Below are 15884 nucleotides of genomic sequence, written 5' to 3' on the forward strand. Positions count from 1 at the left end.
CGTCAGCCGGAACTGCCGGGCGCTTCGTGCCCGGCACGGCGGCGGTACTCGGCGTTGATGCGCTGCGCTTCCTCGAGCTGGTCCTCAAGGATGACGATGCGGCAGGCAGCCTCGATCGGGGTGCCCTTGTCGACGAGTTCGCGGGCACGGGCGGCGACCCGCAGCTGGTAGCGGGAGTACCGGCGGTGTCCGCCCTCCGAGCGCAGCGGAGTGATCAGACGAGCCTCGCCGATGGCTCGTAGGAAGGCCGGGGTGGTGCCGAGCATCTCGGCGGCCCTCCCCATCGTGTAGGCGGGGTAGTCGTCGTCGTCCAGACGACCACTGAGAGGGGTATCTGCTGTCATGTCACCTCGTAGTACAACGCGTCGAGGGGCCCCGGTGCCGTACGGCACCAGGGCCCCGAAGGAAATTGAACACCATCTGTCGGCCCTCATGCTCTGCCGACCTTCTGTTTCCGCTACCAGCCCTGCAGAAGGGAGTGCGGGGATCGCGGCTGCGTGACCGGGGACCACCTTCCAATCCGGAGTCTTGCGGTACCCGGACCAGTGGTGCTCGGCCGGGCGATCCTGATGGCGTCTGCTCCTCCGTCCTTCCTCTGACCACTCTGAACAACTACTTGCTACCCGCCAGTTCGTGTCTGCCGGGCCTCACTTGACCGTGTCTACGAGAAAAAGGCTAACCGCGGCAGAGTCCAATGTCTACTCTGACGAAAGTAGATTTCAGCTGTCCGGGGGACCAGATCGCCAGGAGAACGGACGGCGGGACAGCGATGAGGGCCCTGCCGACGTGTGTCGGCAGGGCCCTCATCGGGATCTTGATGGCGGTTTCCCGCCCGTTCTCATGCGTCCAGGGATGCGGAGCCGAGCAGTGCCGACGCGGTCTGGACCGCGGTGGGGACCGGCACGGGTGCGGCCTCCAGTCGGGCGTGGCAGGTGAAGCCCAGGCCGGTCATGGCCCGGACGACTTCGCCGCCGGTGAAGTCGCGGGGGTCCTGTCGGGTGAGCACCTGGCCCACCTGCTTGACGGGATAGCGACGGCGGCCGATGGTCACGGACTCACCCGTGATGAGCTCGGGCGTGACGCCCTTCATGGAGTCCAGCACTCCGCTCTTGGTCAGGTCGAACGGGTACCGGGCGATGACACAGCGCATGATGCTCCACAGGGAGAAGGAGAACGGACTGATCACGGCAGGTCGATCAGCAGGAGACGGCGAGGACGTCCTGTAGACGGATTCGGCCCGTGTACGTGGAACTGCCGCGGTGAGCGACGAGTTCGGCCCGGGTGACCGAGCCCGTCGACTGGTCGTCCCCGTCGCACAGGACGAGGAACTCGACACGAGCACTGGCCATGACGGACAGGGCGACCTCGACGGTCATGTCGTCCCGGACCCGGGGGCCGGACGCGTTCATGTCTTCGACTGTGGCGACCATGGGGGAGGGAACCGCCCGCGGTCGCTGTGCCTGAACCGGTGTCAAATGCTGCCTCCGTCGGAGATGGGTGAGCGTTTCCGTTCGCGGGACTATGCCGCCGGGCCGAAGGCGGACGGCCGCGGTGTCCTGCGTCGCCCCGCTTCAGCGGCGGTGCGCCCCCGGGCGGGACGGCCGCGGCGGCCTCGGGACGAGGAAGCGCCGGACGAGCCGGCACGGGCGGGACGTGCCGCAGGCGGTGCGGTGATGACGACCGGGACACCGGAAGGAGCCTGGGCGCCGGTGATGCGGCTCAGTTCCGCCTCACCCGAACGTACCGAGGTGATCTGCGGGGTGATGGCAGCCGACGCCATCAGCCGGCTCATGCCGCGGCGCTGGCTGGGTGTCACCAGGGTGACGACGCTGCCGGACTCGCCGGCGCGGGCGGTACGGCCGCCGCGGTGCAGGTAGTCCTTGTGGTCGCTCGGCGGGTCCACGTTGACGACCAGGTCGAGGTTGTCGACGTGGATGCCGCGGGCCGCGACGTTGGTCGCCACCAGGACCGTCACATGTCCGGTCTTGAACTGGGCGAGGGTCCGGGTGCGCTGGGGCTGGGACTTGCCACCGTGCAGAGCCGCGGCGCGGACGCCGCTGTTCAGCAGGTGCTTCGTCAGCCGGTCCACGGCGTGCTTGGTGTCCAGGAACATGATCACCCGGCCGTCGCGCGCCGCGATCTCGGTGGTCGTCTGGTACTTGTCCGCTTCGTGCACGTGGAGCAGGTGGTGCTCCATCGTGGTGACGGCACCCGCCGACGGGTCGACGGAGTGGACCACAGGGTCGGCCAGGTAGCGGCGGACCAGCCGGTCGACGTTGCGGTCCAGGGTGGCGGAGAAGAGCATCCGCTGCCCTTCGGGGCGCACCTGGTCGAGCAGCGCGGTGACCTGGGGCATGAAGCCCATGTCGGCCATCTGGTCGGCCTCGTCGAGGACGGTGATGTCGACGGCGTCCAGTCGGCAGTCGCCCCGGTCGATGAGGTCCTTGAGCCGTCCCGGCGTGGCGACGACGACCTCCGCGCCGGCCCGCAGCGCACCGGCCTGCCTGCCGATGGACATCCCGCCGACCACGGTCGCCAGCCGCAGCTGCACGGAGCGGGCGTACGGGGTGAGCGCGTCGGTGACCTGCTGGGCCAGCTCGCGGGTGGGGACGAGGACCAGGGCGAGCGGCTGCCGCGGCTGCGCGCGCCGGCCGGCGGTACGGGCCAGCAGCGCGAGGCCGAAGGCGAGGGTCTTGCCCGACCCGGTACGGCCGCGGCCGAGCACGTCACGTCCGGCGAGGGAGTTCGGCAGGGTCGCTCCCTGGATCGGGAACGGTATGGTCACGCCCTCATGACCGAGCTGGGCCAGCAGCGGCGCCGGCAGGGCGAGGTCGGCGAACGCCTCGACGGCGGGCAGCGCGGGGGTGATCGTCACCGGCAGGGCGAACTCGCCCTGGAGCGCGGGCTGTCGGCGTTCGTAGCCGGCGGAACGCCGCGAAGTTCCCGAGCGCGCGGGGGCGGAACCCCTGGAGCGGTCGTAGGAACGGGTCGTGCGGGTGGTGCGTGCGCGGTTCAAGCGGAACCTTCCTCGATGTGAGCACGTAGGCACGTAGCAAGGAATTTCCGCAGCAAAATGAACGGCGCAGAGAATCACGAGAACGGGCCGGAGATGATGGGCGCCGAGTCGGATCGACGGGGAATGCATCACCGTTCGGTGATGTGGTGGGGTCTTCCCGTCGTGCGCCCTGAAAAGCAGCGAGCCGGGGCCCGCACCCCAAGGTGCGGGCCCCAGCTGCGAAGTTATGCGTTGCTGCGGGTGTCAGGCGGGAACGATGTTCTCGGCCGTCGGGCCCTTCTGGCCCTGCGCGATGTCGAAGGACACCTTCTGGCCTTCCTGCAGCTCGCGGAAGCCCTGGGCGGCGATGTTCGAGTAGTGGGCGAAGACGTCGGCGCCGCCGCCGTCCTGCTCGATGAAGCCGAAGCCCTTTTCCGCGTTGAACCACTTCACGGTGCCAGTAGCCATGTCAATTCTCCTTCGGAGACGAAGTCCGGAATCCGCACTGTGCGAATTCCGCGTCGCCGTGCTGATTACCCCGTCGGAAAATGAACCTTCTGGCAACCACACCTGCAACTGAGATCGACATTAGCATGGTGCGACCGGCCCTGTGTGGTCGATGATTTTCGCCGTGGTCGGCGGTTCAGGAATAGTCGCCGCGCACCGCACCTATTTCTTACTTCACGGCTACAGATATTGCTCCGCGCGGGAGGAGTGTTCCTGCCGGGTACGGTCGGCCGCAGGGCTGTGACCTCGGACGATGAGCCTTCCGCCGCCGCTGTCGTCCTCAACGCAGCGCACAACGGCGAACGCGCCGAGACCACACGATCGCAATAAAGGTCACATCGCCCGGACGCCGGCGGTCCAGGTGATGCGCGGGGGCTCCACGCGTGCGCACAGGGGACCGCCCTGCGCGTCGGTCAGGCCGAGGCGTCCGACCAGCAGCCCGTCGCGTGCGGCGGCGGTGAGGACGTCGGCGGGGATGACGTCGAGCATGAGCTTGGCGCGGCGGAACATCGTAAAGGTGCCCGACTCGTCGACCGTGCCCCACGACAGGTAGATGAACCGCCGGCCCAGACGGTGCTGCACGTAGGGGCCCTTGATCTCGGTGCCGGTCGGCGAGGCGCTCGTGGTGCACTCCAGAGTCCATGTCGCGGACGGCGCGTCGCCCGGCTGCGGCTCCAGCAGCTCGGCGGGGCGGTCGCGGCGTTGCACGGCGACGTGGATGTTGCCGTACGCGGGGACTGTGCCGTCGACGGAGGCCGGGCGGGTGAGGCCGGGCAGGTCGACGGCCTCGATGCGGACGTGCATGGCGGCCATCATCCCGCCATCGTCCCCGCAGAGCTCAGCCGGCCGCCGGCCGGGGTGGGCCCGGGACGTCAGCGGATGGGACGCCGCCTGGCACGCCGGACCCCGCGCACCGAGAAGAAGGCCACATCGGCCACGAAGAGCACGATGCCGATGGCCAGCAGATAACCCAGGCCGTCCGCCGCCGCGCCGATGATTCCCAGGACGACGGCCACGAGGACGAGCAGCAGGAACAGCACCATCACCCGAACGCCTCCTTCTGCCGCGTGTGGGTGGTCAACGGCGCGCGAGCCGGCGCTCGCCGGAGGCACCCGGTTCGTACGTCATGTCGTAGTGCCGGAAGATCGATTCCTCCTGTTCCGCGGGCAGTATGTCGTCCGTCCCGATCGCCGGAGCCTTGCGTACCTGCCCCTTGGCGTACGGAACCTGGACGTAGCCCGGACCGAGGACCGCCTCGTCGACGGGGACGAAGACCAGCCGCTGGTGGCCGAGCAGCCCGGTGCGGACCGTGGCCATGGCCGGTTCGTCCGTGGCGGTGTCCACATAGATCGCTTCGAGCATGCCGATCTTGCGCTGCTTCAGGTCGACCACGTCATGGTCGCGCCACTCGCGGATGTCGGCTGAACGGATCATGCTGCTCCCTGTCTGCGCGCGCCGCCCGTTGTCATCGTAGGACCGCGGCACTTTTCCGACACTGGGGATTCTTCGGGCAGACACAGCGGGGCCGCAGGCTGTTGTGCCTGCGGCCCCGGTCGGGTGTCAGGGTCAGGACGGGTCGCCGTACTGGAGGCCGCGTCCGTTGGTGCCGACGTAGACGCGGCCATAGGTGTCGGGGTCGCCGGTGATGACGCCGGTGCCGCCGATGCTGCCCCACTGGTGGGCGTCGTCGTTGACGCGGACCCAGGTGGCGCCCTGGTCGGTGGAGCGGAAGACGCCGGTGACGTCCTTGACGGTGCCGATCAGGTAGAGGGCCTGGTAGGAGGCGCCCGGCGCGGCCTTGCCGAAGCCGAGGGCAGAGGCGGACTTCACCGTGCCCAGCGTGGTGAAGGTGCGGCCGCCGTCGGTGGAGTGCAGCAGCCCCTTGCCGCCGTCGGCGATCCACAGGTCACCGGCGATGCCGGGGACAGCCGTGAGCTTGCCGCTGGGCAGGTTGGTGGCGCGGGCGGTGAAGGTCGCGCCGCCGTCGGTGCTGGCGTGGAGCGTGCCGCCGGACAGCGAGTAGAAGGTCCTGGCCGAGGAGCGGTCGGCGACGACCACGGCGCCGTTGCCCAGGCCGCTGACCTTCGACCAGCTCGCCCCCTTGTGGGTCGAGCGGTACGGGGCCTGGCCCTCCTCGGTCCAGACGATGGCGGACCCGTCCGCCGCGAGCGCGACCTGGCCGCTGTGGGCGCTGCCCACCGGCTCCGACTTGAAGCCGCTCCAGCTGCTGCCGCCGTCGGTGGAGTAGGCGCCGTCCTGATCGCCGCCACGGCCGACGCGGACCATCAGCGCGGGGTTGGACTGGGCGAAGTCGATGTCGGTGCTGGTGATCATCATCGGGTTCTTCAGCCGCCCGGCGGGCGTCTTGGTCAGGGAGTTGGCGGAGCCGTAGTGGAAACCGCCGAGGTCACCCATGGAGGAGATGACGGTGGCACCGCCGGGCGGGGCGACCGCGTCCAGCACGGCGGTCTCCTCCAGGCCTCGGGCCCCCACGGCCCAGTGACTGGTGCCGCCGCTGTCGGTGGCGTTCGCGTCCTTGCTGCGCCAGATGCCGCTGCCGGTGCCGTACAGCACGTGGCCGGAGTCGAAGGGGTCGATGGCGAGGGCGGTCATCCAGTGCCCGGTGCCGGTACCGACGTAGGGAGCGGCGGAGGCGTCCCGCTCCGACTTGTCGGCCAGTGCCTTCCAGGTCGCGCCGCCGTCGGTGCTCCGGTAGATCTCGTCCTCGGGCCACCAGCGGTCGAGGGTGGTCACCATCACCGTGGACGGCTTCCGCGGGTCGACGGCCAGGCCGGAGAACCCGTAACTGCCCTGGGACGGCGAGACGTTCTTCCACGCGCCGCCGGCCGGCGTGTACTTCCACACCGAACCCGCGGTCACGCCGTTGGGTCCGACGACGTTGGTGTACGTCAGGTACAGCGAGCCGTCACCGGAGACCACGCCGTGCTGCGGCAGCTGGCCGGTGGGCTGCCCGGAGACGGCCTGCCAGGTGCTGCCGCCGTCGGTGGAGCGGTACAGGGAGGTGGACTTGTCGGCGACGCCGACGTACACCGTCTTGCTGTTCTTCGGGTCATACGTCACGAAGGAGATGCCCGCGCCGCTGCTCGCGCCGTCCTTGACGGGGAACGAGGAGACCTGGCTCCATGTCACGCCGTGGTCGGTGCTGCGCCACAGGCCGTTCTTACGGGTGCCAAGGAGCAGGGTGCCGTTGTCCGCGGGGTTGACCACCAGCCGCTCGCCCGCCCCGCGGCCGTCCTCGTTGGCGCCCAGCTTGAAGGGCAGAGCGGTGCGCTGGAAGGTGCGGCCCCGGTCCTTGGAGCGCAGGATCTCGCCATTGCCCGCCCAGCTGTTGGTGTAGGTGCCCGCCCCGAGATAGAGCCGGTCGGGGTCGACGGGGTCGGTGGCCACCGAGTCGATGCCCAGCAGGTTCCAGTCCTTCTCGCCGGCCCAGTCGGTCAGCGGGATCCACTGCTCGGCCGCGACGTCCCAGCGGTAGGCGCCGCCCATGTCGGTGCGCGCGTACAGCAGGCCCTTCTCGCGCTGGTTGAACACCAGCCCGGTGACGTAACCGCCGCCCACCACCTGGGCGTTCTTCCAGGCATACGGTCCGGCCGCGGCCGTCGTCTGCGCGGCGCCCGTCCCGGCCGCCTGGGTCCCGGCCGTCTTCACCAGCTTCCACTGCTGGTTGGTGCTGCCCTTGCCGGGATACTGGATGACCGCGCCGCCCTCGGCCCTGGAGCCCCCGGAGACGTCCAGGACCTGGCCGCTCTTGCGGGACGTGAAGGTGACGGCGTCGGAACCGCTCACCCCGTCGATCCGCCACTCCTGGGACGTGGCCGAGCTGTCGGTCTGCTGCTCGGCGGCGGCCGCCCGGGCGGTCGAATTGCCCGCTATGCCCAGCACTTTGCCGCTGTTGCGGTTCACCAGCTCGTAGTAGCCGTCCCCGGTGGGTCTCAGCTTCCACTGCTGGTTGGCGGTGCTCTGGTCGGTCCACTGCTGGATGCGGGTGCCGTCGGCCGTGGAGAAGGCGTTGACGTCCAGCACCTTGCCGCTGCGTACGGAAACCAGCCGGTAGTAGGCATTGCTGTCGACCGTCGCGGCCTGCGAGTCCTCCTGCGCGAACAGCAGATACGGCACGACGATGGCGGGCACGCCGAGCAGCAGACCGGTAGCGGTCCAGCGACGGCGGTGCCGCCCCCGGCGCCCGTCGTTCGTGGGGTTCTTCATGGGGAAGTGCTCTCCTTGCATGCCGTTCACGCCGTTCACCGGAGGAAGGTGCGTCCAGCTACCGATTGGCCGGATCCGACTCCTTGTGGGCACAGGGAACGCAAAGGGTTGCCTTGAGCCGGGAACTTTCTTCAGGTCACCTCGTGGTGCGGTGCGGCAGGCGTTGACGGGCGTTGATCAGCGACCGCAGTGGTTCGTGTACGGCCGCCCGGACCCCGCCGATCGGCGGGGTGGCGGGGGCCGACCGGCGGGGCAACTCCCGCAACCCGTCGGATGGTTGACTGCGCCCACACCTCGGCAACGTGTTCCCGGTGACTGAGATCGAACGCGCCGAGAAGGCGCCTCCGCGTTCCTTATCCGCACCCGAGTCCGCCACGGCGACGGAACGGCCGGCCCCGATGGCACGGCTGGTCGCGGTGGACTTCGCCCGTGCCCTGGCCGTGTTCGGAATGTTCGCCGTGCACGTCGGCCCCTTCCCCACGCCCGGTGGCGGCATCGGCGACTGGTTCCAGGGCCTGGCGAGCGGCCGGGCGTCGGCGCTGTTCGCCACCCTCGCCGGGTTCTCGCTGATGCTGATCGCCGGCCGCCGTGAGCCGAAGACGGGACTGGCCGGCCGGCAGGCGAGGGCCCGGATCGTGATCCGGGCCGTGATCCTGCTGGTGCTGGGCAGCGCGCTGGCGGTGACCAACTTCGGCGGCGCCGTGATCCTCAACTTCTACGCCGTGTACTTCCTGCTGGCCCTGCCCTTGCTGCGGCTGCGGGCCAGGACGCTCGCGATCATCGCGGTCGCGCTCGCGCTCGTCACACCGCAACTGGCGTACGGCCTCAGGGCGCTGCTCACCGAGTCGATCGTGAGGAGCATCGACTCGTACGACCCGATCGCGCGACTCTCCGGCGTGGGCGTGCTCGACCTCCTGCTCACCGGCCTCTACCCGGCGATCACCTGGATGACGTTCGTGGTCACCGGCATGGCGTTGAGCCGGCTGGATCTGACGTCCGGCGCGGTGCGGCGGCGGCTGGCCGTGATCGGTCCCGCGCTGATCGGGTTCGGATACGGCGTCTCGTGGCTGGCGCTCAGGTTGTCGGGCGGCGATCAGAAGATCATGGCCGGGATGCCTGCCATGAAGGACCTCGGTGCGATGAAGGACCCCGGCATGGGATCGGGATCGGCATCGGGGTCCTTCGACATGCCGGTCGGCGGTGAGCTGTGGGGCACTGACGCATGGGGATTGCTGGCGGCGGAGCCGCACACCGGATCGACGTTCGACCTCATCGGCAGCATCGGGATCGCGATCACCGTGCTCCTGTGCCTGACGGTGGCGTTGGACCGACTGCCGTGGCTGCGGCGGCCGGCAGCTCCGATCATCGCCGTCGGCACCATGTCCCTGACCCTCTACGTCGGCCACATCCTGGTCATCCTCGCCCTCCCCGGCGAAGCGGCCACCCCACCCCAGTCCGCCTCCGCCGCGCTGCTGCTCTGCTTCATCCTCGGCGCTACCCTGTTCGCGGCTCTCTGGTCCCGCTTCTCCCACCGCGGACCGCTGGAACACCTGCTCAACGGCGCCACCAAACTGGCGAATCGCGTCCGATGAGGCCCGGGCGAGTACGCCGGGATCACTCCGCGCCGCGGTGGGGTGCTGACCTGGGAGTTTCGCTGGAGCGAGGACGAGAACCGAACTCGCGCTCTCAGCGAGGGCCCGTAGGCGTGGGACTCGGCAGGCACGGAGTACCAGGGAATCCCCCAGCCCCGATCCTTGCGGGCCGTGGGCTTACCGGTGCTTCGCGGGAATCAGTCGCAGGGCGATGACGGCGGAGACTGCGGCGATGCCCGTGGCGACGAGGAACGCGTCGTCGAAGCCGGAGGCGGTTCGGGCGCCGGTGTGGGTGGCGATGCTGGTGGCGGCGGCGCTGGAGACGGCGGCGGCGCCGGCTGAGGCGCCGAACTCGTGGAAGGTGCTGACGATGCCCGACGTCACCCCGGCCTCGTGGGGGGCGACCGTGGCGAGTGCGGTGGCGGAGGCGACGACGAACAGGGCGCCCAGTCCCGCCGCGGCGACGCTCACGCCGGTGACCATGGCGGTGGTTCCGGACCAGAGCACGGGGACGAGGAACCCGGCGGCTGCCACAGCGAGGGCGAGCACAGCCAGCAGCCGTGCCCCCAGGCGGCCGATCACGCGGCCGGCGGCAGCGGCGGCGGCCATGGTCAGCAGCGCCACCGGCAGGAACAGCACGCCGGTCAGCAGAGCGCCGTGGCCCTGGTGGTTCTGGAGGTAGAAGGAGCCGAGGAAGAAGACCCCCACCATCAGTGCCGTGGTGACGGCGATCACGAAGGTCCCCGCCACCACGGGGCGCCGGCCAAGCAGACGCAGGTCCATCAGCGGTGTCGCCGCCCTGCGTTGCCAGAGGGCGAAAGCCGCGTAGGCGGCTGCCGAAGCGGCGACCAGGGCAATGGTGACGGTGCTGAGCCAGCCGTGGTCACCGGCACGGATCAGGGCGTAGATGAGGGCACCGGTCGCGGCGGCGACCAGGACGGCGCCGGGTATGTCGAGGGAGCCGGTGGCAGCGCGGGGCAGGCGAGGCAGGATCCGGGCGAGCGAGACGAGGACGATCAGCCCGACGGGGACGTTGACGAAGAACACCCAGGCCCAGCCCGGACCCGCCGTGATCAGCCCGCCCAGCAGCACGCCGAGAGCGGCGCCCCCTCCGCCGAGCGCCGACCAGATGCCCAGCGCGCGGTTGCGCTCGTCGCCGTCGAACAGCCGCACCACCACGGACAGAGCGGCGGGCGAGAGCATCGCGGCGCCCGCCCCCTGGGCGACGCGTGCGGCGAGCAGCAGCGGGGCGCCGGTGGCGAGTCCGGCGGCCAGTGACGCGGCGGTGAAGACGGCGAGCCCTGCCAGCACGACCCGTTTGGGGCCGAAGAGGTCCGCGGCCCGGCCGCCGAGCAGCATGAGACTGCCGAACGTGAGGGCGTATCCGCTGACCACCCAGGTCAGTGCCGCGCGGCTCAGGTCCAGTTCGGAGCCCATGTCGGGCAGGGCGATCGCGACCACGGTGATGTCGAGGATCAGCATCAGCTGGGCCAGCCCGAGCAGCCCCAGCGCCGGCCAGCGCAGCGGATGCGGCGCGTCCGGTGCGGGTGCGGCGGTGGTTTCCGGGTCGCTCATGATACTCACCCCTCATCGCTAAGTCGTACAGTACTGTTCAAGTTATACGCCCTGGGGGTGTAAGGCAAACAGTGCTGTACGACTTGCTGGGGTACTCTGGGCACATGGGCAGCAAGAACTCCACGGCCGCCAAGCGCGCTGACGCTCTGCGCAGCATCGAAGCGATCGTGCAGGCTGCGGCGGAATGCCTCGGACGCAACCCTGAAGCGAGCCTGAGCGAGATAGCGCGGGCCGCGGGCGTGGGCCGGGTGACGCTGTATGCGCACTTCGCCTCCCGGGCGGAGGTCGTCGACGCGGCGATGAGCCGCGCCCTCGACCGGGGCAACGAGGTGCTGGACGCGGTCGACCTGACCGGTGATCCGCTGCTCGCCCTGGCGCGGTACATCGAGGCCGGCTGGCACCTGGTGGATCAGGCTCGGGCACTGCTCGCCGCCGCGCAGAAGGAACTCTCCGCGGGACGCATCCGCGAACTGCATGCCGGGCCCGCCGCCAGGGTCGAGGCGCTGGTCGCCCGTGGCCGCGCCGAGGGCGCCTTCCGTAGGGACCTGCCGATCGCCTGGATGGTCAATGTCCTGCACACGGTCATGCACAGCGCCGCGGAGGAGATCCGCGCCGGCCGCCTCACCTCCGACCGCGCCGCCGACCACATCACGGCCACGGTGCTCGCCGCCTTCACGCCACCGGGCAAACCGGTACCCGAGATCGGCGGCGGAGCGTGACGTCGAAGGCCGAGCGGGAAACGGAGCAGGAGAAGCGGCAGCCGACACAGGCTGACGGCCGTACTCAGGGCGCGCAGAGGGCGCGTCGCCTCAAAATCTGGCGGCCCTCCGACATCCGTGCGCCTACTTGCTGAGGTGCTCCTCCAGGTCTCCGAGGACCTCGTCGGCGGCCATCACGCCGAGGCCGAGGTACCAGGTCTCGTCCGGGACGTCGTACGCGCGCCCGGCCTTGACGGCGTCGAGGTTCTTCCACAGTGGGTTGCCCTGCGCTGTGGACTTGTCCGTGGCCTTCGGTTCGCCGTAGACGCCGGTGAAGATGTAGTCGGCGTCGGCCTGGTCGATGTTCTCGGCGCTGATCTCGGCGGCGAGGTCCTCGATGTCCTGGTTCTTCGGGCGGGGGATCTCGAGGTCCTTGAGGATCGTGCCGATGAACGAGGCGTTCGCGTAGAGGCGGATCACGCCGTCGGGGAGGTAACGGACCATCGAGACGGTCGGCTTGTCGGCGCCGAGCTTCGTCTTCAGCGCCGTCACCTTCTCGTCGTACTCCGCGAGCCGGCTCTTCGCCTCGGCGGCCTTGTCCAGGGCGGCCGCGTTGAGGAGGTAGTTCTCCTTCCACGTGAAGCCCGGGCGCAGGGAGAAGACGGTCGGCGCGATCTGCGACAGCTCGTCGTACTTGTCGGCGGCGCGCAGCTGGCTGCCGAGGATCAGGTCGGGCTTGAGCGCGGCGATGGCCTCGAGGTTGAGGTTGTTGATCGTGCCGATGTCCGCCGGGCTGCCCGCTTCCTTCTTCAGGTACGACGGCAGCTCGGGGGAGCCCTCGGTGGGGGCGAGACCGACCGGCTTGATGCCGAGCGACACCACGTTGTCGAGCTCGCCGACGTCCAGGACGACGACGCGCTTGGGCCGGTCCTTGATCTCGGTCTCGCCCATGGCGTGTTCGACGGTCCGCGGCCACTCACCCGCCTTGGCGTCGGTGCCCATCGCCGCGGTCTGCTCCGCCGCCTTCGAGAAGTCCTCGCCGCCCTGGGCGACCGCCTTCTTGTCGCCGGATCCGGCGGAGGAGCCCGCGGACGACTCATCGCCGCTTCCGGAGGAACCGCCGCAGGCCGTCAGCGAAAGCGCGGCGGCGAGGGCGAGGGCTGCGGCGGCGGTACCGCGGCGGCTGGCAGACATGGGAAGGCTCCCGTCGTACGAATGAAACTTAGGCGAGCCTTACTTTATGAGAAGCCTGTGCGTCCGGAACGTCCGGAGCATGTGGCTCCGATCACGTTCCCGGTACGGCCTGTTCGGGCACCGCCGGATGCGTCGAACGCGGCGGTCCCGGCACCACCAGCGGATCACCCGTCACCGGATCCGGTACGACGACCGACGCGAGTCCGAAGACCTCCTGCACCAGCTCCGCGGTGACGACATCGGCCGGCACGCCCTGCGCCACGATCCGGCCCGCCTTCATGGCGACGATGTGGTCGGCGTAGCGGGCCGCCTGGTTCAGGTCGTGCAGCACGGCGACCACGGTCCGGCCCCGCTCCTGGTTCAACTGCCGTACCAGGTCCAGGACTTCCACCTGGTGGGCGATGTCGAGATAGGTCGTCGGCTCGTCGAGCAGCAGGACGTCGGTGTCCTGGGCGAGGGCCATCGCGATCCACACGCGCTGACGCTGACCACCCGACAGCTCGTCGACCGGCCGCTCGGCGAGATCGGCGGTCCCGGTGCGCTCCATCGCCTGAGCCACGGCCGTCTCGTCCGCGTCCGACCACTGCTGCCACCACTTCTGGTGCGGCTGCCGGCCGCGCGAGACCAGGTCGGCGACGGTGATGCCCTCCGGCGGCACGGGCGTCTGCGGCAGCAGGCCGATGGCCTGGGCGATCCGCCGGGTCGGGATGCGCGACAGCTCGGTACCGTCGAGCAGCACCACGCCGCGCTTGGGCTTGAGCAGCCGTCCCAGGGCGCGCAACAGGGTGGACTTTCCACAGGCGTTGGGCCCGACGATGACGGTGACCTTCCCGTCCGGGACCTCAAGGTCCAGGCCGTCGACGACCGTGCGGTCCTCGTAGGCGAGGGTGAGCCCCTGGGCGGTGAGACGGTTGCCGGTCACGCGGTTCCTCCGGAACGGCTGCTACGGGAGCTGACGATCAGCCACATCAGATACGGGGCACCCACCACGGCGGTGAACACGCCGACCGGCAGCTCGGTCGGCGAGAAGACCCGGCGGGCCAGCAGGTCAGCGACGGTCACGATCAGCGCGCCCATGAGCGCCGAGCACAGCAGGGGGATGTGCGGGGTGCGGGTGAGCCTGCGGGCGATCTGGGGGGCGAGCAGCGCCACGAAGTCCACCGGTCCGGCGGCACCGGTCGCCACGGACGCCAGCACCACACCGAGCGCGCCGAGCCCGAGCCGGTCCCGGTCGAGCCGGGTGCCGAGGGCGGTGGCGGTGTCGTCGTCGAGGCCCGCGCCGCGCTGGGCGCGCGCCGCCCACAGCAGGAACGGTACGAGCAGCAGGAGTACGGTCGCGAGCGGTGCGGCCTGGTCGTAGCCGCGGCCGTTGAGGGAGCCGGTGAGCCAGACCTTGGCCTGCTGGGCGACCAGGTAGTCGCCCTTGGTCACGAACAGCCGGGTCAGGGAGCCGAGGGCCACGGAGATGCCGATGCCGATGAGGACGAACCGGGTGGCGTGCAGCCCGCGCCGCCAGGCGAGCAGATAGACGAGCAGCGCCGCCGCGAGACCGCCGGCGACGGAAACGTAGGGGAGTACGGCGTACGAGGTGATGCCATACGTCATCGCCGCGACCGTCGCCGCGCCCGCACCGTGCGTCACGCCGATGATGTCGGGGCTGGCCAGCGGATTGCGGGCGACGGTCTGGATCAGCGCGCCGGAGACCCCGAACGCGGCACCCACCAGCAGCCCGGTCACCAGGCGCGGCAACCTGAGCGTGCCGACGACCAGTTCGTCGGGGCTGGGCAGGCCCAGCAGCACGCGGACGACCTCGCCCGGCGCGACGAACGACTCCCCGACGCACAGAGACGCGACGACGGTGGCAGCGAGCAGCACGGTGAGGACGGCGGCGACGACAAGGCTCCTGCGGTGGAGCAGGAAGCTGCTCTTCCTGGCGCGCAGGACGGCGTGCCCCGGAGGGCGGAGGGTGTCCGTGGCCTTCCGGGGAGCGTCCTGGATCTTCCGGAGAGTGTCCCGGGTCACGCCGCCACCAGCTTCCTCCGCCGGACCAGCACCACCAGGAACGGCACCCCGGCCAACGCGGTCATCACCGCCACCGGCACCTCCGAGGGCCGTACGACGACCCGCCCGAGGACGTCCGCGAGGAGCAGCATCACCGGCCCCAGCACGGCGGCCATGGGCAGCAGCCAGCGGTGCCCGGGCCCGACGAGGGCCCGGGCGATGTGCGGGACGGCGAGCCCGGTGAAGGCGATCGGTCCGGCCGCGGCGACCGCGACCCCGGTCAGCACGGTCGCGCCCACGGCCCCGGTCACCCGCAGCAGCGCCACGTTGCGGCCCAGCCCCCGCGCGATGTCCTCGCCGAGCGCGAGCGCGTCCAGCCCGCGGGCCATGGCCAGCACCAGCAGCAGCCCCGCGACCAGGAAAGGCCAGGTCTGCCCGACGATCGAGGCATCCCGGCCGGCGATCGAGCCGACGTCCCAGAACCGGAACTCGTCCAGGGCCCGGGCGTCGGTGGTGAGGATGCCGGTGACGACGGAGGCGAGAAAGGCGTTCATGGCGGCACCGGCGAGGGCGAGCTTGACCGGCGAGGCGCCCCCGCGTCCGCTGCCGGCGACGACGTAGATGCACACCGCCGCGACGGCCGCGCCCGCGAAGGCGTACCAGACGTATCCGTTCAGCGTGTGCACCCCGAAGAAGGTGATGGCGCAGACGACGCCGAGCGAGGCGCCCTGGCTGATGCCGAGGATGCCGGGCTCGGCGATGGGGTTGCGGGTGATGCCCTGAAGAACCGTTCCGGCAACGCCGAGGGCGGCCCCGACCAGCACACCGACGACCGTCCGCGGCACCCGCAGCGCCCGTACGACCTGAGCGTCGTCGCTTGTGCCGCCGTACAGCAGCGCGTCCCAGACCGCCGAGGGGGCGATCGTGCGACTGCCGACCGCGAGGCTCAGCACCACGGCCAGCAGCAGGAGAAGAAGGGCGACGGCCATCCAGCCGACACGCCGGCTCGCGACTCCTGACATGCGCCCTTCCCGTATCCACTGTCCGCTGGCTAAGGATTGCCTAAGCGTACGTGGTGAGAAGAGCGCGTCCTTG

The 15884-nt window shown here is 70.3% G+C and carries 16 protein-coding genes; 2 read left to right on the plus strand and 14 right to left on the minus strand.

Annotated features, from left to right (window positions below; genetic code table 11):
- Positions 1–2 precede the first annotated feature (2 nt).
- From AB0I98_RS15185 to AB0I98_RS15225, 9 genes are all read right to left on the minus strand, one after another.
- Positions 3–344, minus strand: a complete 342-nt coding sequence (locus AB0I98_RS15185) for a MerR family transcriptional regulator (protein WP_362940830.1) — start codon at positions 342–344, stop codon at positions 3–5.
- A gap of 494 nt (positions 345–838) precedes the next feature.
- Positions 839–1150 carry an SCO5918 family protein gene (locus AB0I98_RS15190; protein WP_362941291.1) on the minus strand — a complete coding sequence of 104 codons (312 nt, stop codon included), beginning with the start codon at positions 1148–1150 and terminating at the stop codon, positions 839–841.
- Between the two features lie 46 nt (positions 1151–1196).
- A complete protein-coding gene (locus tag AB0I98_RS15195) occupies positions 1197–1430 on the minus strand; it encodes a hypothetical protein (RefSeq protein WP_362940833.1) in 234 nt (77 codons plus the stop codon).
- A gap of 89 nt (positions 1431–1519) precedes the next feature.
- Positions 1520–3016, minus strand: coding sequence for a DEAD/DEAH box helicase (locus AB0I98_RS15200; RefSeq protein ID WP_362940836.1), 1497 nt, complete (start codon positions 3014–3016; stop codon positions 1520–1522).
- Positions 3017–3259: 243 nt separating this feature from the next.
- Positions 3260–3463, minus strand: a complete 204-nt coding sequence (locus tag AB0I98_RS15205; RefSeq protein ID WP_030224351.1) for a cold-shock protein — start codon at positions 3461–3463, stop codon at positions 3260–3262.
- A 372-nt stretch (positions 3464–3835) separates the two neighbouring features.
- Entirely contained in the window at positions 3836–4306 is a 471-nt protein-coding gene (locus AB0I98_RS15210) for a DUF5990 family protein (protein WP_362940839.1), read from the minus strand.
- Between the two features lie 68 nt (positions 4307–4374).
- Complete coding sequence (locus AB0I98_RS15215) at positions 4375–4548, minus strand: hypothetical protein (RefSeq protein ID WP_362941318.1); 174 nt, start codon at positions 4546–4548, stop codon at positions 4375–4377.
- Positions 4549–4579: 31 nt separating this feature from the next.
- Complete coding sequence (locus AB0I98_RS15220) at positions 4580–4936, minus strand: PRC-barrel domain-containing protein (RefSeq protein ID WP_362940842.1); 357 nt, start codon at positions 4934–4936, stop codon at positions 4580–4582.
- Positions 4937–5068: 132 nt separating this feature from the next.
- Positions 5069–7729: an RICIN domain-containing protein gene (locus AB0I98_RS15225; protein ID WP_362940845.1), complete on the minus strand. Its 2661-nt coding sequence runs from the start codon at positions 7727–7729 to the stop codon at positions 5069–5071.
- Between the two features lie 311 nt (positions 7730–8040).
- Here AB0I98_RS15225 and AB0I98_RS15230 point away from each other — a divergent pair, with 311 nt between their 5' ends.
- Entirely contained in the window at positions 8041–9321 is a 1281-nt protein-coding gene (locus AB0I98_RS15230) for a DUF418 domain-containing protein (RefSeq protein WP_362940848.1), read from the plus strand.
- 177 nt (positions 9322–9498) lie between these two features.
- On the opposite strand, the gene AB0I98_RS15235 is transcribed toward AB0I98_RS15230, so the two are convergent.
- A complete protein-coding gene (locus AB0I98_RS15235; RefSeq protein ID WP_362940851.1) occupies positions 9499–10896 on the minus strand; it encodes an MFS transporter in 1398 nt (465 codons plus the stop codon).
- 104 nt (positions 10897–11000) lie between these two features.
- Here AB0I98_RS15235 and AB0I98_RS15240 point away from each other — a divergent pair, with 104 nt between their 5' ends.
- Positions 11001–11615: a TetR/AcrR family transcriptional regulator gene (locus AB0I98_RS15240; RefSeq protein ID WP_362940854.1), complete on the plus strand. Its 615-nt coding sequence runs from the start codon at positions 11001–11003 to the stop codon at positions 11613–11615.
- Between the two features lie 123 nt (positions 11616–11738).
- Here AB0I98_RS15240 and AB0I98_RS15245 read toward each other — a convergent pair whose 3' ends face one another.
- The 4 genes from AB0I98_RS15245 to AB0I98_RS15260 all read right to left on the minus strand — a co-directional run bounded on the left by AB0I98_RS15245 (position 11739) and on the right by AB0I98_RS15260 (position 15811).
- Complete coding sequence (locus AB0I98_RS15245; protein WP_362940857.1) at positions 11739–12788, minus strand: iron-siderophore ABC transporter substrate-binding protein; 1050 nt, start codon at positions 12786–12788, stop codon at positions 11739–11741.
- Positions 12789–12879: 91 nt separating this feature from the next.
- Positions 12880–13710, minus strand: coding sequence for an ABC transporter ATP-binding protein (locus AB0I98_RS15250; protein ID WP_362940860.1), 831 nt, complete (start codon positions 13708–13710; stop codon positions 12880–12882).
- Positions 13707–14810 carry an iron chelate uptake ABC transporter family permease subunit gene (locus AB0I98_RS15255; protein WP_362940863.1) on the minus strand — a complete coding sequence of 368 codons (1104 nt, stop codon included), beginning with the start codon at positions 14808–14810 and terminating at the stop codon, positions 13707–13709. The genes AB0I98_RS15250 and AB0I98_RS15255 overlap by 4 nt, the downstream gene beginning before the upstream one ends.
- Positions 14807–15811: an iron ABC transporter permease gene (locus tag AB0I98_RS15260; RefSeq protein ID WP_362940866.1), complete on the minus strand. Its 1005-nt coding sequence runs from the start codon at positions 15809–15811 to the stop codon at positions 14807–14809. The genes AB0I98_RS15255 and AB0I98_RS15260 overlap by 4 nt, the downstream gene beginning before the upstream one ends.
- Positions 15812–15884 lie beyond the last annotated feature (73 nt).

The organism is Streptomyces sp. NPDC050211, from assembly GCF_040656035.1.
Classification (GTDB): domain Bacteria; phylum Actinomycetota; class Actinomycetes; order Streptomycetales; family Streptomycetaceae; genus Streptomyces.